25 protein-coding genes and 2 tRNA genes are annotated in these 25,425 nt (G+C 69.3%); 15 read left to right on the top strand and 12 right to left on the bottom strand.

Features of this window, described 5'->3' with window-relative positions; all coding sequences use genetic code 11:
• Nucleotides 1–26 precede the first annotated feature (26 nt).
• Both MLE64_RS05005 and rpsU read right to left on the bottom strand, forming a co-directional pair.
• Nucleotides 27–2,447: an endonuclease MutS2 gene (locus MLE64_RS05005; RefSeq protein WP_243316689.1), complete on the bottom strand. Its 2,421-nt coding sequence runs from the start codon at nucleotides 2,445–2,447 to the stop codon at nucleotides 27–29.
• 92 nt (nucleotides 2,448–2,539) lie between these two features.
• Complete coding sequence (gene rpsU, locus MLE64_RS05000; RefSeq protein ID WP_026852993.1) at nucleotides 2,540–2,746, bottom strand: 30S ribosomal protein S21; 207 nt, start codon at nucleotides 2,744–2,746, stop codon at nucleotides 2,540–2,542.
• A 145-nt stretch (nucleotides 2,747–2,891) separates the two neighbouring features.
• Between rpsU and MLE64_RS04995 the strand changes: the two genes are divergently transcribed.
• On the top strand, nucleotides 2,892–4,838 hold the full coding sequence (locus MLE64_RS04995) for a protein kinase domain-containing protein (protein ID WP_243316688.1): 1,947 nt from the start codon (nucleotides 2,892–2,894) through the stop codon (nucleotides 4,836–4,838).
• A gap of 72 nt (nucleotides 4,839–4,910) precedes the next feature.
• Nucleotides 4,911–5,141 (top strand): hypothetical protein, encoded by a 231-nt coding sequence (locus tag MLE64_RS04990; RefSeq protein ID WP_243288001.1) that lies wholly within the window; start codon nucleotides 4,911–4,913, stop codon nucleotides 5,139–5,141.
• A gap of 59 nt (nucleotides 5,142–5,200) precedes the next feature.
• Here MLE64_RS04990 and MLE64_RS04985 read toward each other — a convergent pair whose 3' ends face one another.
• The 3 genes from MLE64_RS04985 to asd are packed head-to-tail and all read right to left on the bottom strand — an operon-like array spanning nucleotide 5,201 to nucleotide 7,052.
• Nucleotides 5,201–5,452, bottom strand: a complete 252-nt coding sequence (locus MLE64_RS04985; RefSeq protein WP_243288000.1) for a hypothetical protein — start codon at nucleotides 5,450–5,452, stop codon at nucleotides 5,201–5,203.
• Nucleotides 5,449–6,123, bottom strand: coding sequence for an SMC-Scp complex subunit ScpB (gene scpB / locus MLE64_RS04980; RefSeq protein WP_243294106.1), 675 nt, complete (start codon nucleotides 6,121–6,123; stop codon nucleotides 5,449–5,451). Before scpB ends, MLE64_RS04985 begins: the two co-directional genes overlap by 4 nt.
• Nucleotides 6,120–7,052, bottom strand: coding sequence for an archaetidylserine decarboxylase (asd, locus tag MLE64_RS04975; protein ID WP_243316687.1), 933 nt, complete (start codon nucleotides 7,050–7,052; stop codon nucleotides 6,120–6,122). Before asd ends, scpB begins: the two co-directional genes overlap by 4 nt.
• Before the next feature lie 69 nt (nucleotides 7,053–7,121).
• On the opposite strand from asd, the gene MLE64_RS04970 reads away from it, so the two are divergent.
• Together MLE64_RS04970 and MLE64_RS04965 are read left to right on the top strand one after the other, a co-directional pair.
• Complete coding sequence (locus MLE64_RS04970; protein ID WP_243316686.1) at nucleotides 7,122–7,769, top strand: methyltransferase family protein; 648 nt, start codon at nucleotides 7,122–7,124, stop codon at nucleotides 7,767–7,769.
• Nucleotides 7,766–8,353, top strand: a complete 588-nt coding sequence (locus tag MLE64_RS04965; protein WP_243316685.1) for a HutD/Ves family protein — start codon at nucleotides 7,766–7,768, stop codon at nucleotides 8,351–8,353. The genes MLE64_RS04970 and MLE64_RS04965 overlap by 4 nt, the downstream gene beginning before the upstream one ends.
• Here MLE64_RS04965 and MLE64_RS04960 read toward each other — a convergent pair.
• Entirely contained in the window at nucleotides 8,350–9,405 is a 1,056-nt protein-coding gene (locus MLE64_RS04960; protein ID WP_243316684.1) for a YncE family protein, read from the bottom strand. The genes MLE64_RS04965 and MLE64_RS04960 overlap by 4 nt on opposite strands.
• Nucleotides 9,406–9,457: 52 nt before the next feature.
• On the opposite strand from MLE64_RS04960, the gene MLE64_RS04955 reads away from it, so the two are divergent.
• Together MLE64_RS04955 and MLE64_RS04950 are read left to right on the top strand one after the other, a co-directional pair.
• Entirely contained in the window at nucleotides 9,458–10,606 is a 1,149-nt protein-coding gene (locus MLE64_RS04955) for an ABC transporter substrate-binding protein (protein ID WP_243316683.1), read from the top strand.
• A gap of 98 nt (nucleotides 10,607–10,704) precedes the next feature.
• The gene (locus tag MLE64_RS04950; protein ID WP_243316682.1) at nucleotides 10,705–11,493 is read left to right on the top strand and encodes a sulfite exporter TauE/SafE family protein; all 789 of its coding nucleotides are present in this window, start codon (nucleotides 10,705–10,707) and stop codon (nucleotides 11,491–11,493) included.
• Here the strand turns inward: MLE64_RS04950 and mobB are convergent.
• The 3 genes from mobB to MLE64_RS04935 all read right to left on the bottom strand — a co-directional run bounded on the left by mobB (nucleotide 11,481) and on the right by MLE64_RS04935 (nucleotide 13,916).
• On the bottom strand, nucleotides 11,481–11,996 hold the full coding sequence (gene mobB / locus MLE64_RS04945; RefSeq protein ID WP_243316681.1) for a molybdopterin-guanine dinucleotide biosynthesis protein B: 516 nt from the start codon (nucleotides 11,994–11,996) through the stop codon (nucleotides 11,481–11,483). The genes MLE64_RS04950 and mobB overlap by 13 nt on opposite strands.
• 304 nt (nucleotides 11,997–12,300) lie before the next feature.
• Nucleotides 12,301–12,391, bottom strand: a tRNA-Ser gene (locus MLE64_RS04940).
• A gap of 76 nt (nucleotides 12,392–12,467) precedes the next feature.
• Nucleotides 12,468–13,916 carry an aminoacyl-histidine dipeptidase gene (locus MLE64_RS04935; RefSeq protein ID WP_243316680.1) on the bottom strand — a complete coding sequence of 483 codons (1,449 nt, stop codon included), beginning with the start codon at nucleotides 13,914–13,916 and terminating at the stop codon, nucleotides 12,468–12,470.
• 198 nt (nucleotides 13,917–14,114) lie between these two features.
• Between MLE64_RS04935 and MLE64_RS04930 the strand changes: the two genes are divergently transcribed.
• Genes MLE64_RS04930 through MLE64_RS04900 form a run of 7 tightly spaced genes read left to right on the top strand, consistent with a single transcriptional unit; the run spans nucleotide 14,115 to nucleotide 21,361 of the window.
• Nucleotides 14,115–14,645 (top strand): RDD family protein, encoded by a 531-nt coding sequence (locus MLE64_RS04930; protein ID WP_243316679.1) that lies wholly within the window; start codon nucleotides 14,115–14,117, stop codon nucleotides 14,643–14,645.
• Between the two features lie 2 nt (nucleotides 14,646–14,647).
• Entirely contained in the window at nucleotides 14,648–15,334 is a 687-nt protein-coding gene (locus MLE64_RS04925; protein ID WP_243316678.1) for an RDD family protein, read from the top strand.
• Complete coding sequence (locus tag MLE64_RS04920) at nucleotides 15,331–16,278, top strand: stage II sporulation protein M (RefSeq protein WP_243316677.1); 948 nt, start codon at nucleotides 15,331–15,333, stop codon at nucleotides 16,276–16,278. The genes MLE64_RS04925 and MLE64_RS04920 overlap by 4 nt, the downstream gene beginning before the upstream one ends.
• Nucleotides 16,275–17,867, top strand: coding sequence for a DUF4129 domain-containing protein (locus MLE64_RS04915; RefSeq protein WP_243316676.1), 1,593 nt, complete (start codon nucleotides 16,275–16,277; stop codon nucleotides 17,865–17,867). The genes MLE64_RS04920 and MLE64_RS04915 overlap by 4 nt, the downstream gene beginning before the upstream one ends.
• On the top strand, nucleotides 17,864–19,024 hold the full coding sequence (locus MLE64_RS04910; RefSeq protein WP_243316675.1) for a DUF4350 domain-containing protein: 1,161 nt from the start codon (nucleotides 17,864–17,866) through the stop codon (nucleotides 19,022–19,024). The genes MLE64_RS04915 and MLE64_RS04910 overlap by 4 nt, the downstream gene beginning before the upstream one ends.
• A 31-nt stretch (nucleotides 19,025–19,055) precedes the next feature.
• Nucleotides 19,056–20,045, top strand: coding sequence for an AAA family ATPase (locus MLE64_RS04905; protein WP_243294093.1), 990 nt, complete (start codon nucleotides 19,056–19,058; stop codon nucleotides 20,043–20,045).
• Nucleotides 20,042–21,361 (top strand): DUF58 domain-containing protein, encoded by a 1,320-nt coding sequence (locus MLE64_RS04900; RefSeq protein WP_243316674.1) that lies wholly within the window; start codon nucleotides 20,042–20,044, stop codon nucleotides 21,359–21,361. The genes MLE64_RS04905 and MLE64_RS04900 overlap by 4 nt, the downstream gene beginning before the upstream one ends.
• Nucleotides 21,362–21,445: 84 nt before the next feature.
• Here MLE64_RS04900 and MLE64_RS04895 read toward each other — a convergent pair.
• The 3 genes from MLE64_RS04895 to MLE64_RS04885 form a co-directional block, all read right to left on the bottom strand.
• A tRNA-Ser gene (locus tag MLE64_RS04895) sits at nucleotides 21,446–21,535 on the bottom strand.
• Between the two features lie 103 nt (nucleotides 21,536–21,638).
• Nucleotides 21,639–22,055, bottom strand: coding sequence for a DoxX family membrane protein (locus MLE64_RS04890; protein WP_243316673.1), 417 nt, complete (start codon nucleotides 22,053–22,055; stop codon nucleotides 21,639–21,641).
• Nucleotides 22,056–22,085: 30 nt separating this feature from the next.
• Entirely contained in the window at nucleotides 22,086–23,312 is a 1,227-nt protein-coding gene (locus MLE64_RS04885; protein ID WP_243316672.1) for a c-type cytochrome, read from the bottom strand.
• A 125-nt stretch (nucleotides 23,313–23,437) separates the two neighbouring features.
• Here MLE64_RS04885 and MLE64_RS04880 point away from each other — a divergent pair, with 125 nt between their 5' ends.
• On the top strand, nucleotides 23,438–24,079 hold the full coding sequence (locus tag MLE64_RS04880) for a helix-turn-helix transcriptional regulator (protein WP_243316671.1): 642 nt from the start codon (nucleotides 23,438–23,440) through the stop codon (nucleotides 24,077–24,079).
• A 60-nt stretch (nucleotides 24,080–24,139) separates the two neighbouring features.
• Nucleotides 24,140–25,222, top strand: a complete 1,083-nt coding sequence (locus MLE64_RS04875) for a DUF2891 domain-containing protein (protein WP_243316670.1) — start codon at nucleotides 24,140–24,142, stop codon at nucleotides 25,220–25,222.
• Nucleotides 25,223–25,425: the final 203 nt, after the last annotated feature.

Below are 25,425 nucleotides of genomic sequence, written 5' to 3'. Positions count from 1 at the left end.
CCTTCTTCTTCATTCGTTAGGAACGCTCATTTCAGCGTGATGACCGTGGCGCCGGCGCCACCCTGGTTCTGGGGGGCGTCCTCCACCCGGGCGATGCCAGGATGGCCGCGCAGGGCCTCGCGGACGGCCGCCTTCAGCTTGCCGGTGCCGTGGCCGTGGACGATGCGGACGAAGCGCCGGCCCGCGGCGAGAGCCTCCTCCACGAAGCGGTAGATCTCACTGTCCACATCGTCGCTGGCGCGGCCGATGAGGTTGATCTCGGATTCGATGTCCACGGCCTCCGCCCGCACCCGCACCCTGCCCGTGGGTTTCGGCGCGACCTCCCGGGCGCCGATGGGCTCCAGCTCACCCAGGCGGCACTCCAGGCGGCGGCCCTGGGGCGTCTCCAGCGTGGCCCGGTCGCCCTTGAGGGAAACGACCTTGCCTTCCACGCCCAGGCCCCGGTGGCGAGCGTAGCCGCCCTCCCGGACCTCCAGGGGAGCCGCAGGCTTGGGCTTGGTCCCCCGCGGCGCCAGCTCCGCCTCCGCCAGGCGCGTGAGCTGCTTCACCCGCTCGTGGGCCTCGGTGCCCAGGCGGTCGGCGTTCACGTCGGCGGCCTTCTGGCGCTCCTTCAGCTCCTTCACGAGCCGCTTGCCCTCGTGGTCGAGGAAGTCCAGCACCCGGTCCACCTTCTCCTTCGATTCCTGCTGGAAGGCCTCCCGCTCGGCTCGCAGCTTCTCTTCCCGCTGGCGGAGGATCTCCCGGTCCTTCTCGGCAGCGGCGGTCTGCTGGCGCAGGGTCTCGGCCTCCTCCAGCAGGCGGGTGCGCTCGGCCTCCAGCTCCCGCAGGAAGTCGCGCCAGTCCTGCTCCCGCTTGCCCAGCACCTTGTCCGCATGGTCCAGCACCGCCTTGGGCAGGCCCAGCTTGGCAGCGATGGTGAGGGCGCGGCTCTGGCCCGGCTGGCCCACCAGCAGGCGGTAGGTGGGGGCCAGGCGGTCCTCGTCGAACTGCACGGAGGCGTTCTGGAAGCGCGTGTGCCGCAGGGCCCACTGGCTGATCTCGCCCAGGTGGGTGGAGCAGAGTATCCAGCAGCGGCGCCGGGACAGCGTCTGGAGCAGGGCGATGCCAAGGGCGGCGCCCTCCTTGGGATCGGTGCCCGTGCCCAGCTCGTCCAGCAGCACCAGGCCGCCGTCATGGACGTTTTCCAGGATCTTCTTCAGATGCAGGACATGGCTGCTGAAGGTCGAGAGGCTTCCCGTGATGGTCTGGTGGTCGCCGATGTCGGCATGGAGGCTGGGCAGGGCCGGGAAGCTGGAGCCTTCTTTCGCGGGCACGGCGCAGCCACAGGCGGCCAGCACCGAGAGCAGGCCCACGGTCTTCAGGACGACCGTCTTGCCGCCGGTGTTGGAGCCGGAGATGACGAGGCCGGGCTTCTCCGCCTCCAGCACCAGGTTCAGCGGCACCACGGCGTGGGGCAGGGGCTCCAGGCCCATGGCCTCCCGCACGGCGGGCAGCAGCATGGGGTGGCGAGCCTCCAGCAGGCAGAGGCGGCCCTGCTTGGGATCGGTCTCCACGTCCGGCAGACGGCCGTCGCAGAGGGCGCCCCAGCGCAACAGGGCGAGCCCCTGGTCCGCCTGGGCCTGGAGGTCCCGCCAGCGGGTGAAGTCCTCCCGCCGGCTCCGCAGCTCCGCCAGCAGGTCCCGCAGGAAGGCCTGCACGGCCTGGGCGTAGTCGCGGTCGGCCTCCACGAAGGCGTTGTTGAGGGGCACGGCCTCCATGGGCTCGATGAAGACCGTCGCGCCGCTGCCGCTGCGGTCCAGCACCAGGCCCGGCACGAGGCCCCGCCGCTCCTGGCGCACGGGCAGGCAGAATCGCCCGTTGCGCTCGACGATGGTCGCTTCGTTGAAGGCGTCCGGCGCGGTGCGAAGCAGCTTCTGGAGCTTGGCCTGCACGGCCTGTAAGGCGTCCTGGCGGCCGCGGTGGAGGCTGGCAAGGGCCGGGATGCGCAGGGGATCCAGGCGGCCGTCCGAGTCGAAGCTCTTCGTCAGGCGCTCCGCGATGGGGGCGGGATCGGGCAGCAGGGCCGCCGTGACCTGGAGCCGGTCGATGCCCAGGTGGGTGCCCGCCGGCGCAGGTCGCGCCTCGGGCCAGGGCAGGGCGGCGAGGCTCTGGAGCAGGCGGGCCATGGCCCGGAGGCCCTCCCGCAGCTGGCGCCAGTGCTCCGGCTGCAGCCAGCCTGCCGGGTTCAGCAGTTCGTCCAGGGCCTCGTCCATGGGGAACACGGGGAGCAGGTCCGGCGACTGCATCCAGAGTTCCTGCAGCTCCATCTGGTGCAGCCGCCGCAGGCCCGCCAGCCCGTCCCAGGGCTGCATGGCGCCCAGGGCCGCCCGCGCCGGCGCCGTGCGGGCGCCGGACTGGATCAGGCGCACCGCATCGGGGAATTCAAGGGCGTGGAGTTCAGGGTTCATGGGGCGCGGTCTTCAGTCCTCAGGTTTCAGTCTTCAGTAAAACAAAAGGCCCGCTTCCGCGGGCCTTTTTCGAGATGAAGCGGAGCTTCATCTCAACCGATCATGCGGCGTTCCTGCGCGAGGCGCTTCAGGGTCTTCTTGCGGGCGGCGAGCATCTTGCGCTTGCGCTTGGTGCTGGGCTTCTCGTAGTGCTGGCGCTTCTTCAGCTCGCTGAGGATGCCGGACTTCTCGCACTTCCGCTTGAAGCGGCGAAGGGCGAACTCGAAGGTTTCGTCTTCTTTGACCTTGACCAAAGGCATGTGGATGCACCTCCTTTCCCGTGGATTTGGAGCGGGACTGCCAGGCAGGACCGGACCGAACGAAAAGTCTACCTCAACACTGGGGTTATGGCGAGGCTGAATCCGTCCAGCTACCCTTAATCCTCACTACTTCTTCCGGATGCCCATGCCGCGCCCCCTCCTTCTCATCGTGGACGGCGAGTCCTTGCGGACTCCCGGCCTGGTGTCCGCCATGGAAGGCGACGGCTGGGAGGTTCAGTGGATCCGCCACGACGGGACCGCGGCCTTCCTCGAGGGCGGCCAGGATCCGGACCTGCTGCTGCTGGACTCGGCGGCGCCCGGGGGCACGGATGGCGACCTGGTCCAGCACCTGCGCGCCAGGAATCCGCGCATGCCGGTGCTGGTGCTGACCGAAGGCTCCGGAAGCGGAGACAAGGCCGAGACGGGAGTGCAGGAATACCTGGAACGGACCCGCCCCGATGGCGAGATTGCCGCCGTCCTCCGCCGCTACCGCCCGGAGGTCGCGAAGCTCACGACGAGCGACATCTTCGGCGATCTGCTGGCCGACCTGGAAGAGGCACCAGGACTGGCTTCCCCGGAGGCGGAACCGAAGGTCCAGACGGCCCACCCCCCGCTCAGCGCCGCGGAGATCTTCGGCCGGGTCATCGAAGAGGTGGAGGCTCCACCGGAACCCGCCCCGGGGAGGAACCTGGTGCGCGTGGTCCCGGCCATGTCTTTGGCTTCGGCGTCCGGCCCTTCCCGGCCCCCGGCCCCGGCCGATGGTTCCCTGGGTCCGTCGGAGTTCACGCTGAGCGGCATCTCCGGCGTCCATGATCCCTTCGCCTGGTCCGGCGGCCCGGCTGGCACCCCCGAGACTCCCGCCGCGCAGGAGGCCAAACCCGCAGCCACGGGAACGCCGGAGGTCCTGGAGGAGTACGGGAACTACTTCCTGCTGGAGAAGATCGCCATCGGCGGCATGGCCGAGCTGTTCAAGGCCCAGCAACGGGGCGTGCAGGGCTTCCAGAAGATCGTGGCCATCAAGCGCATCCTGCCGCACTTCAGCGACAACGAGGATTTCGTCACGATGTTCATCGACGAGGCCAAGCTGGCGGCCCAGCTGACCCATCCGAACATCGCGCAGATCTTCGACCTGGGGAAGGCCGGGAACTCCTACTACATCGCCATGGAGTACGTGAATGGCCGCGACCTCCGGACCCTGCTCCGGAAGGTGCGGGAATGCGGCCATCCCTTCCCGGAACAGGTGGCAGCCTTCGTGGTGATGAAGGTGGCCGCGGCCCTGGACTACGCCCATCGGAAACGGGGGTTCGACGATCGGGAACTCAAGCTGGTCCACCGGGACATCAGCCCGCAGAATGTGATCCTCTCCACCGACGGCGCGGTGAAGCTGGTGGACTTCGGCATCGCCAAGGCGGCCAGCAAGGCCAGCCACACCGTGGCCGGGGCACTCAAGGGCAAGCTGCTCTACATGAGCCCGGAGCAGGCCACGGGGCAGGCCCTCGACAACCGCTCGGACCTGTATTCTCTCGGCCTGGTGCTCTTCGAGCTGCTCACGGGCGAGCGCTGCTTCCAGGCGGATTCGGAACTGGGCGTCCTCGAGAAGGTGCGGCTCGGCCGGGTGTCCGACCTGCACACGCTGAATCCGAACGTGTCGAAGGAGATGGCGGCCATCGTGAACCGGGCGCTCCAGAAGAGCGTCGATCACCGCTACCCTTCGGCCCGCTTCATGGAGCGCGACCTGCGCGATTACCTCCAGCAGCAGGGGCCGCCCATCACCGAGCACGATGTCGCGGAGTACATGCAGGCCCTGCTCAACGGCCCCCTCGAGCGCCTGGAAAGCCTCCTGACGACGCGGTTCCCGCGCCCCGCCGGCACCACGAGCGGCATGCAGCAGATCCTGGGCCTCAGGACGGAGACCGCCGTCCGGATGGCCCCGGCCTCTGGGGCCGGCGAGACGTTCGAACCAGTCCTGGAGCCCCTGGAGGCCCTCGAACCCATCGAAGAGATGCCCTCCCGGCCCCGCTGGATGCTGCCGGTGATCCTGGGGCTCGCGGTGATCCTGGTGATCCTGCTGGCCATCGCCCGCTGGTCCTAAGCCGGTGGCCCCGGACCCTGGACCCGGATAAGATCAGCTTTTCCGAACAGACTTGAAGCCCCGGGAGTACCCATGGATCTGAGCCAGGATCAGAAGGCCTTCTACGAGACCACCCGCGAGCGCTGCCGCTCCGAAGTGTCCCAGATCAACAACACCATCGCCTCCGAAGTGCAGCGCGTGAAGGACCTGCTCACCAGCCTGAGCAACCGCAAGACCGCCGTGCTCCAGATGTACGGTGCCGCTTGCGAAGTGCTGGGCGAAGAGAACGACCTCGCCGAAGAGTCCATCGACATCGAGTTCTAGCTGTCAGCTATCAGCTATCAGCTCTCAGTTACTGATGGCTGACAGCTGATAGCTGATCGCTACCCATGAATCCGCATCAGCGGGGCAGCGCACTTCTGGCAGTTGCTCTGGTGCGGGGGGTTCTTCTTCCCGCAGTGGCTGCAGACGAGGATCTGGGCCCGCTTGCGACGCCAGATGCGCAGGTAGAGGACGCCGAGGAGCACGATCAGCAGGCAGCCCTTCTGCCAGGACTGGAGCACGAAGCCGGTGGGGCTTTCGACCTTCGGCTTCTCCGGGTGCTCCTGGAGGCTGAGGGTGGTGGGCTGGCTCATGGTTCGGCCCCTTCGTCCGGCAGGTCCTCGATCATCTCCATGGCCCCTTCGCCGAAGAGGCCGTCCTCGGGAAGCGGAGGTTCCAGCGAGGCCAGGGCCTGGGCCTCCAGGCGGGCCTCTCCGAAGTCCTCCAACTGCGGCAGGTCATGCAGGCTCTTCAGGCCGAAGTGCAGCAGGAAGGCCTGGGTGGTGGCGTACATCATGGGCCGGCCCACCACGGGCTTGCGTCCCGCGGGGGTGATGAGCTGCCGCTCCATGAGGCTCTTCACCTGGTTGGCGCTGCTGGTGACGCCGCGGATGGCGTTCAGCTCCGTGATGGTGACGGGCTGGCGGTAGGCGATGATGGCCAGCGCCTCGATCTGCGCTGGCGTGAGCTTGCCGCTGCGGGTGGTGGTCACCAGCCGCGCGACCATCTCCTTGTAGAGCGGGCTGGTGGCCATGCGCCAGCCGCCGCCGACCTCCAGGAGGCGCAGGCCGCAGGAGCCGCCCAGCCGCTCCTGCAGCTTCTCGATGCCCTGCTGGAGGGCGCCGTCGCCGAGGCCCGTCAGCTCGCGCAGGCGAGGCAGGTCCAGCACCTCGCCTGCGGCGGTGAACAGGGCCTCCAGGGCACCCGGCAGGTCGCCGCCCTCCTCCCAGAGGGGATCCTGGTGGAAGAGGTCGGATTCGTTCACCGATAGGCTCCCAATCGCTGTCCCACCTTCACAGCCCCTTCCGCACGAAGCGGCGCCCAATCCTTGGCTCTGGGGCCGCCCACAAGCAGCACCACGGTGGAGCCGAATTCGAAGGTGCCGAGGTCCTCGCCCGGCGCGCAGGGCAGCAGGTTCACGGGGAATCCGCCATCCCTCGGCAGGGCTCGGCCCCCGAGCCAGCGGTCGTCGATGACCACGCCGCCCACGTGGGTGGCGCCCACCAGGACCGCGGCCACCTCCAGCCCCTCGCAGGCGCCCGCGCCCAGGGCCGTCCAGACGGCCCGGCGGTTGCGCTCATAGAGGCGCGGGACGCTGGCGGTGCTGGCGTCGTTCACGGGCCAGAGCTCGCCCTCCACACGGCTGACGGCCGTGACCCGGCCCTCCAGCGGCACGTGGATGCGGTGGTAGTCCTTGGGTGAGAGGTAGAGGGTGAGGTAGTGGCCGCCCTCGAAGCGCTCCGCGCCGCGCTCGTGCTTCAGGAGCTCCGTCACGCGGTAGGTGAGGCCCTTGGCCTGGATGGCCGTGCCGGAGGCGATGCGACCGCTGGCGATGATTCGGGCGTCCACGGGGCTGTTCAGGAATCCGGGAGCGACCGCCTCCTGGGGCCGGAGGCCCGGCTTCAGTCGCCGTGTGAACAGGGCCTGCAGGCTGGGGTAGCCCGCCAGGGGCTGCTCGGCCTCGGCCAGGTCGATGCCGTAGTGACCCGCAAAACGCCCCAGCAGGGGCTCGCGCCAGGAGGCCGGCAAGGAGCGGGTTGCGGCCCAACCCACCACCCGTGAGCCCAGCTTCTTGGGATAGAGCCCCAGCAGCCTCAGGGAGAGGGGACCCGGCGTCCAGAGCAGGACATAGGCGACCCAGAGCAGGGCTAGGACGAGCGCGACGCGCGCGGGCTGGGGCCAGGTCAGATGCATCGCCCCAGGATAACCCGCCTGCGGCTTCTGCCGGTGGCCCTCGGAGACCGGGGCGTCCACAATCGTCCCATGGGTGCCGACACCGCCAACCTGATGCTGCTTTCCCTCGCGTGGGTCGCCTACGCCGCCCTGCATTCCAGCCTGGCCTCCCTGGGATTAAAGCGTGCCGTGGCCGCCCATCTCCCGCGCCTGGTTTCCGCCTATCGGCTGGCCTACAACCTGATCGCCTGCCTGGCGCTCCTGCCGATCCTCTGGCTGCTGGTCTACCGGCCTGGGGCCTGGGTGTGGCGCTGGACGGGGGTCGGCGCCTGGGTGATGAACGGACTGGCCCTCGTCGCGGTTGGCATCCTGGTCGCCTGGCCCGCCGGATACGATCTGGGGGAATTCCTGGGATGGCGGCAGCTCCGGATGCGCCGCGGGATGGCCGAAGATCTGGAGCCGTTCCGGATCTCGGCCCTGCACCGCTTCGTTCGGCATCCGTGGTACAGCCTGTCCCTGGTGATCCTCTGGACCCGCGACATGAACGCGGCGCGACTCGTGTCGGCCGGGTGGATCACCATCTACTTCATCGTCGGATCGTGGCTGGAGGAGCGGAAGCTCCTGGCCCGGTTCGGCGGCGCGTACCGGGATTACATGGACCGGGTTCCCGGCCTGCTCCCGCGGCCCTGGAGGATCCTGAGCCGGGCGGAGGCCCGGAGGCTGGAGGGCAGGCGATGACGTGGCGGCACATCACGCCGGCGGAAGGCCGCCGGATGCCCTGGAAGAACGGCGGTGGCACGACGCTGGAACTGGCCGTGGAACCGCCCGGGGCTTCCCTGGAATCGGGCTTCCGCTGGCGGCTGAGTTCCGCGGAGGTGGCGGTATCCGGGCCCTTCTCCGCATTCCCGGGCCTGGAGCGGTGGCTGCTCCTGCTGGAGGGTGAGGGCTTCGACCTCGACTTCGGTCCCCGTGGCCGAGTGCGGCTCACCGAACCGCTGGCGCCCCTCCGCTTCTCCGGAGACTGGCCGGCCACGGCTGCGCTGGTGGGCGGGCCCTGCACGGACTTCAACCTGATGGTGGATCCACGATGCTGCCACGCGCGGATGGAGTCCTTCCGCTTGGCCGCACCCCGCACCTTGTCCTGGCCGGCGGGTTCGACCCTGATCGTCTTCGTGGCCGAAGGGACCGTCTACGTTCCCGAGGTGGGCTTGCACCTGGGCCGGCGCCATCTACTGCGGATGGAGGATGCCCCCGGCGCCCTTCAGCTGGTCCCGGGGTACGGGGGCGCGGCGCTGGTGGTCATCGAGCTCAACACCGTCTAGCGACCCACCACCAGGATCTGGAAACTGCCGGGCGTCATGGCGGGCCGGGGCCTTGGGGTTTCCGCTGTCGCGGCGGGGGCGGGCATGAACTCGGCGGTGGGCAGGTAGATCCGGTGGGTCTTCTCGTCCAGGGCCATGGTGCGGGCCCCCCGCTTGGTGGGGGCCTGCTCCAGGATGGTGTACCGATCCGGCCCCTCCTGACGGATGACGGTGAGGGTGCCTTCCCCATTCGAGCTGAAGGCCAGGCCCAACTCGGAATCGTAGGCGGCGGCATCGGCGCCGGCCCCGATGGCGAGCGTAGCCACGATCTTCCCGGTTTCGGCGTCCAGCACCACCATGAGCTTGTTGCCGCCGACGATGAAGAGCCGGCGGTGCTTCAGGTCGATGGCCATGCCCGTGGGATCCTGGAGAGGCGCCAGGGACCAGCGCTGCGCCACAGTGAGCCTCTTCGCATCGATCACGGCCACTTCGGCCGAATCCTCCAGGTTCACGAACACATGCCCTTGGCCGTCCGCAGCAGCGAACTCCGGTTTGTGGCCGAAGGGGATGGTCCCCACGGCATTCCCCGTGGCGGCGTCGAAGACCGTGGCGTTCCTCCCCCGGCCGTTGAAGCTGAACACCCGCTGGGTGGATGGCTCGAAGAGGATGGCGTCGGGCCCTTCGCCGGTGGCCTGGGCCTGGCCCAGGATCTCCAGGGTCGACAGCCGGAAGATGGTGATCGTGCCGCTCCGGCCATTACTGGTGAAGCCGCGGTCCAGTGCAGGGGCCAGGGCCACGCCGTGAACCCCGTCGGTGCCCTGGATCTCCCCGACCGGCTTGCCATCCAGATCGAGGACCAGCACCCGATCGGATCTGGGCACGTAGAGGCGCCGGGCGGAGCTGTCGAGGGTCACGTAGTCCCACCCGCCGGGCCCGCCGACGGGCAGGGCTTTCTGCGTGCGGAAGCCGGAGCCGGGAGGGGCCGCCAGAAGGCCGAGGGACAGGAGCGGAGCCAGGAAAATACGCATGGTGGCCTCGGGGATGGGCTGCCACGCAGGGCGAGGCACAGGCATGTTACTCTCCCGGCCAGCATCCAACCATCCATCGATCCCCAAAGGAGCCCGCATGAAAGCGAGAGTCCTGACTTCCCTGTTCGCCTTCGGGCTGGCCCTGCAGGCGCAGACGCCCGTGAAGATCGGCGTCATCAACTGCGCCACGGGCACCCAGGCGCCCATCGGCGAATACATGAGCAACGGCTACAAGCTGGCCATGGAAGACCTCCAGAAGAAGGGCATCAAGGTCGAGCTGGTCACGGAGGACGACACGGGCAAACCCCAGGTCTCCATGTCGGCCCTGGAGAAGCTGGTGACCCGCGACCGCGTGGCCGCGGTGGTGGGGCCCTACAGCTCCGCCTGTGCCAACGCCGTGTCCAAGCTGGCCGAGAAGTACCGGGTGCCGCTCCTGGTGCCCGTGGCCTCCAAGGAGGACATCACCCGGCAGAACCAGAAGTACGTCTTCCGCCTCAGCGCCACCACCGAGGACTACGCCTCCATCCTCATCTCCATGGCCCAGAAGCTGGGCAAGCCGAAGACCATGGCCATCCTGAACGAGAACACGGACTTCGGCACCTCGGGCGCCAAGTCCGCCAAGGCCTACGCGGCCCAGGTGGGCATCCAGGTGGTGATGGAGGAGGCCTACGCAGCGGGCTCGCCGGACTACCGTTCCACTCTGGCGAAGGTCAAGGCGGCCAAGCCCGATCTGGTCTTCATGGTGTCCTACGTGGCCGACGGCATTCTGCTCATGCGCCAGGCGCGCGAAGTGGGCCTCCAGCCCCAGGCCTTCCTGGGCGCGGGCGCGGGCTTCGCGTCCTCCGAGTTCGCGCGGGAGCAGGCCATCTCCCATGGGGTGTTCTCCAGCACCCAGTGGACCACCGACGTGAACTGGCCCGGCGCCAAGGATTTCGGGGCGCGCTACAAGGCCAAGTTCGGCAAGGCCGAGGTTCCCTACCATGCCGCCAACGCCTACGCGTCGATGATGGTCATGGCGGAGGCCGCGGCCAAGGTGGGCGGCGACCGCGAGAAGCTGCGCGCCGAGCTGCGCGGCGGCCACTGGAACGGCATCATGGGCGACGTCCGGTTCATCGACTACAGCGGCTACACGAACCAGAACAAGCACCAGATGCTGGTGGAGCAGATCCAGAACGGCAAGCACGAAACGGTGTGGCCTCCCCAGTACGCCACGAAGAAACCGATCTATCCATTCAAGTGGAAGTGACCGCCGCTTGAGACGCCCCCAGAGCCTGTCGCACACCCCTTTCCGCCGGTCCCAGGGAGTGTGTGACAGGCTCTGTGGCGCCTGTCATCGTAGGTTGTATGCACATCGGACACGCGCTCACCGTCATGGCCGCGGCCTTCGCCGCTGGCGCCATCAACTCCATCGCGGGGGGCGGCACGCTGGTGTCCTTTCCCTCGCTGCTGGGCATCGGGCTCACGGGTCAGCAGGCCAATGTGACGAGCACACTGGCCCTGTGGCCCGGCTCCATTGGCGGGTTCTGGGGTCACCGCGAGGATCTGGTCGGCATCCGGGAATTCGCCATCCGGCTGATGCCGCCCTCCCTGCTGGGCGGTGCGCTGGGTGCCTGGCTCATGCTGGTCACGCCCCAGAAGGTCTTCGACAACCTCGTGCCCTGGCTGATCCTGGTGGCCACGATCCTGCTGGCGGCCAATGATCCCGTCAACAAGCTCCTGAAGAAGATGGGGAGCCACAACCGCACGCCGGGCTGGTGGGTGGGCGCCATGATCTTCCAGTTCATCGTGGGCATCTACGGCGGCTACTTCGGCGCGGGTATCGGCATCCTCATGCTGGCGGCGCTGAGTCTCCTGGGTCTCACGGACATCCACCAGATGAACGGGCTCAAGAACCTGCTGGCCCTGTGCATCAACGGCATCGCCATCTTCGCCTTCCTGGCCATGGAGTTCCTGCGGCACCCCGGCAACGTCCAGTGGGCCCTCGTCGGCATCATGGCCGTGGCCGCGGGCCTGGGCGGCCTCTTCGGCTCCCACATGGCCCACCGCGTCGGCCGCAAGACCGTGCGCGTCGGCGTTGTCTCCATCGGCTTCATCCTTTCGGCCTGGTACTTCTACAAGCACTACATGGCCTGAGGGGGCGTCCGCAGGCCCGTGTGGGCGAGGATGAACTCGGCGACGGCGGATGGATCGTTCAGGTCCAGCACAGGGATCTTCAGCCCGGGCAATGGGCGGTCGCTGGCCACGGCCACGATGCCCGGGTCCTCGGGGCAGAGCAGGGGCTTGCCTTCGGACTCCCGGTGGATCTCCAGCTTGGGGTGCGAGTGGGTCTTGAAGCCCTCGATGAGGAGCAGGTCCACGGGCGTCATGCGCTCGATCAGGGACTCGATGCTGGGCTCGGGCTCTTCCCTGGACTCGTGCATCAGCACCCAGCGCGAGGAGGTCACCACCAGGACCTCCGAGGCGCCGGCCTCCCGATGCCGGAACGAGTCCTTCCCGGGCTTGTCCACGTCGAAGCGGTGGTGCGCGTGCTTCATGGTCGAGACCTTCAGCCCCGCCTTTCTGAGAAGCGGCAGCACCTCGACCACCAGGCTGGTCTTCCCGCTGCCGCTCCAGCCGACGATGCCCATGACCTTCATGACAAATCCCTCCGCCGCCATGATGGCGCGTTCGCGGCGGAGATTCAGTGACTTCGAATCCCCCACGCTCCGCGCCAAATAAGTGCGCCCGCCGAGGGCCGAGGTGGGGTGATCCTGGGGGATTCCCTCCGGGGCCACCGCTGTGCGGCGTCCCCTCCGGCCGCACGAAATGCTGGCACGGCCCTTATCGCCTCCGGCTGTCCACTGGACAGCCTCTGGCGGGGCCTACCTGCCAGCATTTCAGTGACTTCGAATCCCCCACGCTCCGCGCCAAACAAGTGCGCCCGCCGATGGCGGGCGCTTTTGGCGGAGAGTGGGGGATTCGAACCCCCGAACGGCTTTTGACCGTTACACGATTTCCAATCGTGCTCCTTCAGCCACTCGGACAACTCTCCCGTGGCTCCGCTGATGGGCGGAAGCAGCAAGGTTATCACGGCCCCGGGCCTGAGCCAAGGGCCATGAATGGCGGGGCTACACGGTCTCCAGGACAGCGACGAGCAGCTTCCAGAAATTGGCCACGGAGGGCACGCTCACGTGCTCGTCGGGGGTGTGGACATCCCACATGCTGGGGCCGAAGGACACCATCTCCATCTCGGTGTACTTTTCGCCGATGAGGCCGCACTCCAGGCCGGCGTGGATGGCCATGATCTCCAGGGGCTTGCCGAAGACCTTCTGGTTGGTCTCGTTGACGATCTTCACCAGCGAGGCCTTGGGCTCGGGCTTCCATCCGGGGTAGCCGCCGGTGACGTGGGACTCGAAGTCGCCCAGGGCGCAGGTGGCCGCGATGCGCTCAGAGAGCGCGGTCTTGGAGGCGTTGATGGAGCTGCGGGTGAGGAGGTTCACTTCGACCTCGCCCTCGCGGGTCTCGATCACGCCCATATTGGTGGAGGTCTGCACCAGCCCGTGGATGTCCGGGCTCATGGCCTCGACGCCGTGGGGCAGGGCCAGCAGCAGGCGGATCAGGGCTTCGGCGTCGGCGGCGGACATGGCCTGGGTGCCTTCCCCGGCTTCGAGGGCCAGGTGCAGGCCGGGGTCGAAGGCGCCGAGGGCGGCGCGCCAGTGGGCCTCGTGGGCCGCGAGGGCGGTCTTGAAGGCCTGTTCCTGCGCGGGATCCAGGAAGATCTGGGCCGAGGCCTCGCGGGGGATGGCGTTGCGCTTGTTGCCGCCCTTGATGCCGGCCAGGGCGAAGCTGAAGTCCACCTTCAGGGCGCCCAGGACCTGGGCGAGAATCCGGATGGCGTTGCCGCGCCCGGCGTGGATGTCGATGCCCGAGTGGCCGCCCTTGAGGCCGAAGACCTTCAGGCGGTAGGCGCGGGCGCCCGCGGGCGGCGCCGTGCGGGTGAGCTTGCGGGTGGCGATGGTGTCCTCGCCGCCGGCGCAGCCGATGGTGAGGTAGCCCTCTTCCTCGCTGTCGAGGTTGAGGAGGTACTTGGCCTTGAGGCGGCCGGGCTGAAGGCCGTTGGCGCCGGTCAGGCCCGTCTCCTCGTCGATGGTGATGAGGATTTCCAGGGGGCCGTGGGCGATGTCCTTGCTGGCGAGGACCGCCAGGGCGGCGCTCACGCCAATGCCGTTGTCGGCGCCGAGGGTGGTGCCCGTGGCGCGGAGGAGGTCGCCGTCCTTCCAGACCTTGATGGGATCCTTGAGGAAGTCGTGGCCCGTGCCCTCGTTCTGCTCGCACACCATGTCCACGTGGGCCTGGAGGCAGGTGGTGGGCCGGCCTTCCTTCCCGGGCGTGGCCTTCTTGCGGATGATGACGTTGCCGACCTCGTCGCGCTCCACCTCGCAGCCCAGGGCCTTGGCCTGGTCGGCCACCCAGGCCGCGGCCGCGGCTTCATTCTTGGATCCGCGGGGGATCTTCGACAGCCCCAGGAAGTAGGACCAGATCGTCTTCGGTTCGAGGGATTCGAGCAACGCGTCCACAGAGCCTCCAAGGGGTGCCCACCCAGAGTACAGGTGGCCTCCACCGGTCCCCCGTGACGGCGGTCACTTCACGGGCGTTCTCCCGGGTCAGCTCCGGATCGGAAAGATCAGGCCGGATTCCGCACCGCCCGGGCGGTTTTGGAAGGCATTCGCCGGGGATATTGGATAGCCTTAGACATCCCTCCGAGCGAGCGCGACATGACCGAATTCAATCCGTACGAGGCTCCGTCCGCGGTCGTCGCGGATCTTGTCGATCCGGAAACCCTGGAGCTGGCCGACCGCGGCACGCGCCTCGGTGCCAAGCTCCTGGACGGTCTCATCATGGGCGGCGGATTCGCCGTCATCGGAATCCTGGCCGCCATCTTCATTCCGGCCCTCCTGTCCCGGCGGACCGGCGGCGCGCCTCCCACGGCGTTCTTCATCGTGTTCGCCGTGCTGGGGGGAGGCCTGCTCCTGGCCCTGATGATCTGGAACCTCATCTGGCTCAGCCGCTACGGCCAGACCATCGCCAAGCGCATCCTCCGCATCCGGATCGTCCGGAGCGATGGCGAACCCGTGGGCATGGGACGACTGCTGGGGCTCCGGATCATCCTCATGTGGGTGCTCGAGTCGATTCCGTTGTTGGGGCACTTGTTCTCGCTGGTCAACGCCTGCTTCATCTTCCGGGATGACCGGCGCTGCATCCACGACCTCATCGCCGACACCATCGTGGTCAAGGTGGTCGACTAGCCTTGCAGTCCGTCGACACTGTCCGGACCATCGAGACACCCGAGGGCATCGAGCTGCACCTCCGTCCGGCGGGCCCCGTGGCCCGCTTCTGGGCCTTTTTCGTGGACCAGGCCGTGGTGTGGATGGGCCTGATGTTCGCCGGGATCGCCCTCACCTTCCTGGGGCCGCTGGGGCTGGGGCTCTGGTTCATCCTGGTCTTCCTGGCCCAGTGGCTTTACCCGGTCTTCTTCGAAGTCCTGGGGGGCGGCCGCACCCTCGGCAAGCGCTGGCTGAACCTGCGGGTCCTGCGGACGGATGGGCGTCCCATCGGCTGGGGACCCAGCCTCATCCGGAACCTGCTGCGGATCGTGGACGGCCTGCCTGGGGCCTACACGGTCGGCCTGGTGAGCATCCTCCTCACCCGCGACTTCCAGCGCATCGGCGACATCGTGGCGGGCACGCTCGTGGTGCACGAGGAGGCCGGCGTCCAGGCCCCCGTCCTCCCGGCGGCCGAGCCCCTGGCGCCCGCCTTGGCGCTGACCCTCGAGGAGCAGTCGGCGATCCTGGCGTTCGCCGAGCGGAGCGCGGGCCTGACGGCGTCCAGGAGCGAGGAACTCGCGGACGTGCTGGGCCCCCTCACGGGCAGCCGGGGAGCGGGTGGCGTCAAGGCCGTGCTCGGCATGGCCCGCTACCTGTGGGGCGGCCGATGAGGCAGCAGCGGTTCGAGCAGGAGAACCGGCCCCTCTGGGAGGATCTGCGGGGCTGGCTCGACGAGCGGGCCACCCTGGGCGCGGAGGAGGTTCCCTCGGCCTATCGCCGGCTCTGCCATCACCTGTCCGTGGCGCGGGAGCGCCACTACAGCCCGGCCCTCGTCGAGCGGCTGCAGCAGCTTGCCCTCCGCCTCCACCAGCGGATCTACGGCGAGCGCGGCGAGGGGGTGCCGGCGGCGCTCCGGTTCCTCTGGGGCGAGCTGCCCCGGCAGGTGAGGGCGGAGTGGCGGCTGGTGGCCGTGTCGAGCCTGCTGTTCTTCGGCCCCTGGATCGCGGCCTTCCTGGTCGTGCGGGCCCAGCCCAACCTCGTGCATCTGATGCTGAGCCCCGAGGAGGCGGCCAAGTACGTGCAGATGTACGATCCGAAAACCCCCGTCGCCGGCGCCACCGGCGCCACGCGCGACGTCATGATGTTCGGCTTCTACATCCTCAACAACATCGGCATCGACTTCCAGACCTTCGCCTCGGGGCTGCTGGCCGGGATCGGCCCCCTCTTCTTCCTGCCCTTCAACGGCCTCCACGGCGGCACGGTGATGGCCCACCTCACCAACCAGGGCCTGACCGCCACCTTCTACGGATTCATCAGCGGCCACAGTTCCTTCGAGCTGATGGGCGCCGTGCTCAGCGGGGCGGGGGGCCTGCGGATGGGCTTCGCCCTGATGCATCCGGGACGCCGGTCCCGCCTCGCGGCCCTCCGGGAGGGCGCCCGGCAGGGCTCCCGCCTCCTCTTCGGCGCCGTGGCGCTCACCTTCCTGGCCGCCTGCTTCGAGGGGTTCTGGTCCGCGAACACCCTCGTGCCATGGAAGGTCAAGGTGGGCGTGGGGGTCCTGTTCTGGATTCTCCTCTCCTCGTGGTTCGTGTTGGCCGGTCGGAGGGGCGAATGAAGCCGGGTGCCATGGGCTTCATCCCCAGGACGCGTGCGGCCATGGAGGCGGCGGATCTCGGCCTGAGCCTCCTCCAGGCCCACTGGCGGCCAGTGGCGAGGGTGTGGGGACTGCAGCTGGGCTTCCTCCTGGCGCTGCTCCTGCCCTTCCTGTACCAGACGCCCCTCTGGATCTTCGTGGCGCTCTGGTGGCTGAAACCCTGGCTGGACCGGGGCGTCCTGTTCGTCCTCAGCCGGGCGGTGTTCGGCCAGCCCGCCTCCGTGTGGGACTTCCTGGGGGAGTGGCGGAGCGTCCACCGGCGGGGACTGGTGGCGGGCCTGCTCTGGCGGCGCCTCTCCCCCATGCGCAGCTACGTCCTGCCCGTCTCCCAACTGGAGGGGCTCCGGGGCGCCGGGTACCGCCGCCGGGCCCGGGTGCTCACCCGGAAGGGCGGTGGCACGGGCTTCCTCCTCACCTGCTCGGGCTGGGCCTTCACCCTCCTCACCGCGGTGGGGTTCATCGCCCTGCTCCAGGCCATGATGCCCGCGGGGAGCCGCGTGCAGGTGTGGGACGGCTTCAACAACCCGGGGCTGGGCTTCCAGTGGTTCCTGCTGGGCGTCGGACTGCTGGCGCTCACCCTGACGGAACCCCTCTTCGTGGCGGGGGGCTTCGGCCTCTACCTCAACCGCCGGACCCACCTGGAGGGCTGGGACCTGGAGCTGGCCTTCCGGCGGCTGGCCGCCCGCCTGGCCGCCCCTCTGGCCCTGGTGCTGCTTCTCGCCTGGGCCATGCCCCTGGCCGCCCAGGCGCCCATCCCGGAACCGGTCGCCCAGGCGCCGGCTCCCGAGGCGCCCGAAGACGCGCCTCAGGCCATCCAGCAACCCGGCCAGCAACCTGCGCCCCGGCCGGCCGAAGGCCCACTCCGACCCGAGGAGGAGGCGCACCGGCGCGCCCAGCGGATCCTCGAGCAGGACCCCGCCTTCAATCACACGAAGGAGGTCCGCACCCTGAGTTACGAGCCCACGGGCCGGGAACCCCGGTGGCTCCGGAGCCTCCTCGACTACCTCTTCGCGAAGGAGGAGCCGGCCCAACCCGCGAAGCCCCAGAACCTGGATTTCCTGAAGCGGATGTGGGACCTGCTGGCGCTGGTGGGGAAGGTGGTGCTGGTGGGCGGTCTGCTCGCCTTCGTCCTCTGGCTGGTGTACCGGTTCCGCCACCGCCTGGGTCTGCCCCTCGTCGAGACGAAGGCCTGGGAGGCGCCCGAGGCCGTCGCCGGCCTGGACATCCGCCTCGAGAGCCTTCCGCCCGATGTGCCCGAAGCGGCCCGGAACCTGTTTCTCCGGGGTGAAGCCCGGGCGGCCCTGGCCCTTCTCTACCGGGGAGCCCTGGCCGAGCTCGTGCATCGCCGGGCCATGGAGATCCCCGCCAGCGCCACGGAAGGGGACTGCCTGAGGGCGGCCGAGGGACACCTCGAGGAGGGCCCGGCGAGCGCGTTCCACCTGCTGACCGCCACCTGGCAGCGGCTGGCCTACAAGAACGAAGCCCCGACCCGCGATGCGTTCGAGGACCTCTGCGATGCCTGGCCCGCGGCCTTCGGAGGAAGGCCATGAAGGTGGCCGGCCGCGTCCTGCTCGGGCTCCTGGCGCTCGTCGTGGCCGGCGGGCTGGTCATCGCTTGGATGAGCCGCCATTCCTTCCGGCGCGTCCCGAAGGAGATCGAAGTGGGGCTCCGCGGAGTGGCTCTGGAGAATCCCACCTTGCTGCTCCAGAAGTGGCTGGAGGCCGGGGGCGGGCCGGTGGTCCGCAAGGGCGGGGAGCTGCTGGCGCCCGAGCTGCCGGAACACGGCGTGCTCATCCTCCTGCAGCTCAGCCAGCCCATGACGCCCGCGGAAATCGAGACGGTGCTGGCCTGGGTCCGGCGGGGCGGGCACCTGCTGACCGATGGCACGGCCGGGCCCTTCAACGACGCCCGCGGCCTGGCGGCCTTCCACAAGGCCATCGGGGTCACCCTCCGGGACGCGAGCCCCGATGGCCTCGATATTCTGGCGCCGGGCCAGCAGATCGGCACCGACACATTCCACACGGGGGAAGTGCCCTACCGGCTGCGGCGGACCGCACGCTGGCGCCTGGTGCCGGATCACCCGGAGGCGTGGGACTACACCCTGGGCCATGAGGGCCAGTACGTGCTGCTCACGCGGGAGGAGGGCCAGGGACGCCTCTCCCTCACCCCGGACCTGAACTTCGTCTACCGGCGCTCCCTGGCGGACCTCGACCACGCCGCCTACCTGCAGCGGCTCCTCGCGCTCCGGCCGGGCCGGGGGACGGTGGTGGTCTGGTCCCGCCCCGTCGAGCTCTCCCTCTTCACCTGGCTGTGGTCCCACGCCAAGGAGCCCGTGCTGGCCCTGCTCCTCCTGGTGGGAGCCTGGGTCTGGCGGGGCTGGCCGCGCTTCGGGCCGCTGCTGCCGGAGCCCCTGCCCCGGCGCCGCTCCCTGCTGGAGCACCTCGCCGCCAGCGCGCGGCTGGTGTGGCGGGGCGGGGCGGGGGAGGTCCTGGTGGCGCGCACCCGGGAGGCCCTCGTGAAGCAGGCGCAGCGCCGGAACCCCGCCTTCGGCTCCCTGGACCTCGGGGCGAAGTCGGAGTGGCTGGCCCAGGCCACGGGCGCCAGTACCGACGCCATCGGCGCCGCCCTCGATGACCGCCCCGGCGTCTCCGCCCATCAGCTCGCCCAGGATCTGGTCACGCTCGAACGGCTCCGCCAGCGCCTCTGAACCGCCTTCCCCTTCCATCCCAGGATTCCCCATGACGACGCCCTCCGCCTCCCCCGATCCCGCCCGCATCCCCTGGGCCGCCGAACAGACCGAAGCCCTCCGGACCGAGATCCATCGCGCCCTGGTGGGCCAGGGGCCTGTGGTGGATCAGGTGCTGGCCGCCTTCCTTGCCGGCGGGCACGTCCTGCTGGAGGGTGTGCCCGGCCTGGGGAAGACGCTCCTGGTGCGGGCCCTGGCCACCACCTTCCGGGGTGTCTTCGCGCGCATCCAGTTCACGCCGGACCTCATGCCGAGCGACGTGACCGGCCACGCCATGTGGGACATGAAGAGCGAGCAGTTCCACCTTCGCCGCGGCCCGGTCTTCACGAACCTCCTCCTGGCGGACGAAGTGAACCGCGCCCCGGCCAAGACCCAGGCGGCGCTGCTGGAGGTCATGCAGGAACAGCAGGTGAGCCTGGAGGGCCGCACGCTTCCGGTGGAGGCCCCCTTCATGGTGCTGGCGACGCAGAACCCTATCGAGCAGGAGGGAACCTACCCGCTGCCCGAGGCCCAGCTGGACCGCTTCCTGCTCAAGGTGCGGATGGACTATCCGGAGGCCGCCGAGGAGGTCGCCCTGGTCCGCCAGGTCACCACCGATGCGGTCGGTGACGCCCTCCGCGTCGATGGCGTGCGCCCGCTCATGGCGGCCGCCGAGGTGCTGGAGCTGCAGCGCCTGGCGGCTGCCGTCCGCGTGGACGATGCGGTCCTCGACTACGCGGTCCGCATCGTCCGGGCCACCCGGCAGTGGCCGGGCATCGCCCTCGGCGCCGGCCCCCGGGGCGCCATCGCGCTGGTGCGCACGGCCCGCGCCCAGGCCCTGCTCGAAGGCCGCGACTTCGCCACGCCGGACGACGTGAAGGCCATGGCGCTCCCGGCGCTCCGCCACCGCATCCAGCGCAGCCCCGAGACAGAGATCGAGGGGCTCGGCTCCGACGATCTCCTCCTGGCCCTCCTGGCCAAGGTTCCGGCCCCCCGCGCATGATCCCGACCCTCCGCCTGCTGCGCCTGCTGGGCGCCTGGACCCTCCTGGGGCTGGCCGCCTCGGTGTGGGCGCGGGTGATGCCCTGGTGGCGCGTCGCGGGCTGGATCCTGCTCGCCGCCATGGCCCTCGACCTCCTGCTGGCCCTCTGGCCCAAGGGCCTGACCGGCGAGAGGGAGGTGCCCGGGAGCCTCGCCCTGGGCGAGTGGCGGGAGGTGCGGCTGCGGCTGCGGAATCCTTCTCCCTTCAGGCTCCAGGTCGAATGGTTCGATCATCACCCATCGGATTTCGAAAGCCGGGGACTGCCTTCGCGTCATGCGCTTCCTGCGCGCGGTTTCCTCGACCAGGCCTACCAGGTCCGCCCCGCGGCCCGCGGACGCCGCGCCTTTGGTCCCATCCAGGTGCGCGTGATCACCGGCCTGGGCCTCTGGGCGCGGACGCTGAAACTGCCGGCCGCCTTCGCCGTGAAGGTGTTCCCGAACTTCGCCGCCGTGGCCCGCTACGCGCTCCTGGCCACGGACCAGCGGCTGTCCATGCTCGGCATCCTCAAGCGCCCCCGGCGCGGCGAGGGGCTGGATTTCCATCAGCTGCGGGAGTACCGCCAGGGCGACACCATCCGGCAGGTGGACTGGAAGGCCAGCGCCCGCAGCCGGAAGCTCATCTGCCGCGAGTACCAGGACGAGCGGGACCAGCAGGTGGTCTTCCTGCTGGACTGCGGGCGCCGCATGAGCCCCCTGGACCGGCTGGACGGCCGGGAGCTGGGACACTTCGACCAGGCCCTCAATGCCCTGTTCCTGCTGGGTTACGTGGCCCTCAAGCAGGGGGACGCGGTGGGCGTGGCCACCTTCGCGGAAGACCGGCCGCGCACCGTGGCGCCCCACAAGAGCCTCGCCACCCTCGAGCGGCTCTTCCAGGAGCTCTTCGACGTGCAGCCCACCACCCATGCCCCGGACTACCTCGCGGCGGCCGAGACCTTCCTGCGCCAGTTCCGGAAGCGGAGCCTCGTCATCCTGCTGACCAACCTCCGGGATGAGGAGGACGCCACCCTGCTGCCCGCCCTGGACCTCCTCCGCAGCCGCCACTTGGTGCTGCTGGCGAACCTCAGGGAAGGCGTGGTCGACGAGTTCCTCTCCCGGCCCGTGACCGGCTTCGAGGCCGCCCTCGACCATGCGGTGGCCCACGACTACATGGCCCGGCGCGGAACCCTCTTCCAGCACGTCCTGCACGGCGGCACCCGCGTCCTGGATGTGACCCCCGCCAAGCTCCCCACCGCGCTCGTCAACCGCTACCTGGAGCTGAAGGCGAGCGGGGCGTTCTGAGATGGGGGGGCTGCGACAGCGGTTCTGCGGGTTCGACTCCAGCCCTCCCTCCCCCACTAACAAGCCGCCTTTCGGCGGCTTCAGTGGCGGAGAGAGAGGGATTCGAACCCCCGTTGAGGTCACCCCCAAACCTGATTTCGAGTCAGGCGCCTTCAACCGCTCGGCCATCTCTCCGGATCGCCCAGTTTAGCAAACTGGGGCTGAGATTCCAGTCTGGGGATGCCTGGAGCGGCTGCTGGTGCGTGGCGTCGGGGTTCGCGATCCCGGTGCGGAAGGGTCAGGCGAGATCAGGGTTGTACCCAGGGATCCGGCTGCCCGCGGTCGTTTCCCGCACTTCCGTGAGCTGGGCCAGCGTGTAGGCCGCGAGGGCGAGCAGGAGGTCGCGGACGGCCACATCGAGGTAGGCGCCCATGGTGAGCAGGTTCAGGGCGATGCCCACGAGCCAGATGCCGGCCACATAGGCGCCCAGGCGGGTCCAGCGGGTGAGGATGGCGAGGCCCACGGCCATCTCCACGAGTCCGATGGCGTGCATGAAGGTGGCCGGGGAGACGGGGATCACGCGCAGCACCAGGGGGTTCAGGTACTGCTCCCACCTGGCGAGGAGGTTGAAGTACTTGTCCAGTCCCGCCAGGAAGGGCGCGGCGCCGAGGCCGATGCGCAGGGCCCACCAGCTCGAGTTCAGCTTGTCGTTCATGGTCTGGTTCCTTTCTTCAAAAAGGGAGCCTCACAGGCTCTTCAGGTATTCGACGAGGTCCGCCTTCTGGGCGCTCGTCAGTCCGAGGCCCTTCCGGGTGTCGTAGGTCTCGACGACGGCGTCGAGCGTGGGGGCGGTCCCGTTATGGAAGTAGGGCGCGTGCTGCCACAGCCCGGCCAGGGGCGCGGTCCGGTACATCTTGGTGGCGCTCCGCGAGGCGTAGCTGGGAACGCCCGCAGGCTCGGGCTCGCTGACCACCTCGCTGGGCAGGTGAAGCCGGAGGTTGGCGTCGGTCAGCGTCGGGCCCGCGTGGCAGGCGGCGCACTTTCCCGGGCCCTCGAAGACGGCCCTCCCCCGGACGGCGGCCGCGGCATCGAAGCTTCCGGCGGGTGGCCGCGGCGCCGCGAGGCTCAGCTGGTAGGCCTGCAGGGCCGGCAGCTTGGCAGACACCAGGTCCGTCGTTCCGTTCGTGACGCTCACGCCGGTGCGGGGCTCGGAGAAGCTGCCCTGGCCGCCCATCTGGGTCACGGCCACGTAGCGGTTCCAGTAGGCGAGGTCGGTGCCGTCCCCGGTGGCGGTGATGCTGTGCACGCCCAGGAGGCCGTAGGCCGGCGGGATCACCTGGGGCCCGTTCTGCCCGTCGAGGTTGAAGCGGGGGTCGTACCTCCCCTTGCCCCAGGAGGCGTAGATGGCCTTGGCGCCCGCGGGCACCGCGGGGGAGAGGGCGACGATCGCCCCCGGGTTCAGGTCGCGGTTGGCCCAGCCGTCCAGGCGTCTGCCGATGCCCGGCGCGAAGGAATCGTCCACGGTGGAATGGCACAGCGCGCAGGTGATGCCGACCCGCGTGAGGGTGTCCTTCCCGTTGACGCTCTCCACCGTGCCTTTCACCCCCACGACGGCATTGAGCTTCAGCAGGGCCACCGTGGTGGCCGGGTCCGTCAGGCTGATGGTGCCGCTCTGGATCCCCTGCACCACCGCCGGAGGCAGCGCCTCGGCGTCCACCTTCAGGCCCACGGACAGGGCGGTGGCCGGGTCCACGGCAGAAGCGATCACCTGGTGCATGCCCAGGGTGTCCGTCCAGAAGGCCTCATCCCCGAAGGTGTCGTTGCGGAAGATGTCCTTGCCCTGGGCGACCAGAGCCGGGTCCAGGGGCGGCTCACCCGGGACGGCCCCCGCGCGATGGCTGGCATAGCAGCCGGCGGCGGCGAGCAGGGCCGCGACCGGGAGGGCCAGGACGTATCTCAGGGGCAGTTTCATGGCGGACTCCTTGCCCAGACGGGGCTCCAGTGGTTCACCACCTGAATCTAGGGGTCCGATAAAAACAAACAAGAATGTTTAAATTGTTTAAACTCTCGCCAGCAGACGCACCCGCGGAGGCGGCCATGAAGAACCTGCACGACAACCAGCGCAAGATCCTGGAACACCTCCTCGGCCACCACGAAGGCGCCTCGCTGGACGAGTTGGCCGTGCACCTGGGGCTCACGCGCACGGCGGTGCAGCAGCACGTCCTGAAGCTGCTGGATCTCGGCTACCTGACCTACTCGGACACGAAGGGATCCGTGGGGCGGCCTCGACGGCGCTACCTGATCTCGGACGAGGGGATCGACGCCTTTCCCAAGAAGTACTCCTGGCTGGCGAACGCCATCCTGGCCCAGCTCGCCCAGGACCTGGGCTCCGGCGGCGCCAGATCCTTCATGAGGAACCTGGCCGGAGCCGTGGCGGCCTCGCTGGGGAGCCGGGTGAACCCCGCCGATCCCCCGGCCCAGCGGCTGAGGAAGGTGACGGCGCTCATGAACGACCTGGGCTACCGGGCCGTCCTGAAACCGGGGGAGGGCGCGGGGGAGGCCGCCATCGAGGCGGTCAACTGCGTCTACCACTCCGTGGCCAAGGTGCATCCGGAGCTCTGCCAGTTCGACGTGAGCCTCATCGAGCAGGTCTCCGGGATGAGCGTCCACCTGGAGACCTGCATCGCCAAAGGGGGCGCCGTCTGCCGCTTCTGCGTGGCGAAGGCGCCCCGGCGCTGAGGATCGCGAGCGCCCTCGGTCCGCCGCCATCCGATAGAATCCAGCATCCGGGAGGCTGGCATGAGGGCTGGGGCGTGGATGCTGGGACTGGCCGTGGCGGCCTCGCTGTCCGCGCAGGAGCCGGACCTCGCCCTGACGGACGCGGCGGCGGATCGCTTCGCGGCGCTGGCGCTCAAGTGCGCGCGGCAGGAGTATCCGAACAAGCTGGATCACGTGATGAACGGGGCGGGGGAGGTGCAGTCGCCGAAGGTGCTCCACCCGGCCTTCTACGGCTGCTTCGACTGGCACTCGTCGGTGCACGGGCACTGGATGCTGGTCCGCCTCCTGCGCACCCACCCGGACATGGCGAAGGCGGCGGAGATCCGCGCGGTGCTGGACGAGAACCTGGCGCCGGAGCACATCGCGGTCGAGGTGGCCTACCTGGACCAGCCCAACCGGCGGAGCTTCGAGCGCACCTATGGCTGGGCGTGGCTGCTCAAGCTGGCGGCGGAGCTGAAGACCTGGGACACCCCCGAAGCCCACCGCTGGTCCGCGGCCCTGCAGCCCCTGGCGGATCGGATCGCCGTGGCCTATAGGGACTTCCTGCCGAAGCAGACCTACCCCATCCGCACCGGCGTCCACCCCAACTCCGCCTTCGGCCTGGACTTGGCGCTGGACTACGCGAAGGCCGCGCCGGACCCGCGGCTGGAGGCCGCCATCCTCGAGCGGGCGCAGGCCTGGTTCGGCCGGGACCGCCGCGGCCCCCTGGCCTGGGAGCCGGGCGGGGAGGATTTCCTGTCGCCCTGTCTGGAGGAAGCGGCCCTGATGGCGCGCGTGCTGCCCCGGAATCGCTTCGGTTCCTGGCTGGACGCGTTCCTGCCGGGTCTGCCCGGAACACTGGCGCCCGCAGTGGTCTCAGACCGGACGGATCCCAAGATCGTCCACCTGGACGGCCTGAACCTGAGCCGGGCGCGCGCCCTGTACGACCTGGCCCGGACCTTCGGGCCCAGGGATCCCCGGCGGGCCGCCCTGATCCGGGCCGCCGACCGTCACGCCCGGGCCTCGCTGCCCCATCTGGCCTCCGGCAGCTACGAGGGGGAACACTGGCTGGCCACCTTCGCCGTGCGCATGCTCGAAGCCAGGGGCACAGGTATCAGCAGATAACGAGGGGTGATAAAAGGTAACTCTGTGGTTATCTATGATTTGCCTGGCTGAAAAATACCATCCAGACCCTTGACTCGCGGACGCCATCGCACGACCATCGGCAGGCATTGCCTGACATCTACGTGCAAGGTTGACCACCCGTCCGGAGGGTTCTGGATCGGCTTCGCCGATTCATTCGAGCCCCTTCCGGGCCCTGCTGAGGG

Source organism: Geothrix paludis, from assembly GCF_022808815.1.
Classification (GTDB): Bacteria; Acidobacteriota; Holophagae; order Holophagales; family Holophagaceae; genus Geothrix; species Geothrix paludis.
Note: the sequence above shows the minus strand (reverse complement) of the source record. Positions and strands in the feature narration are given on the sequence as shown.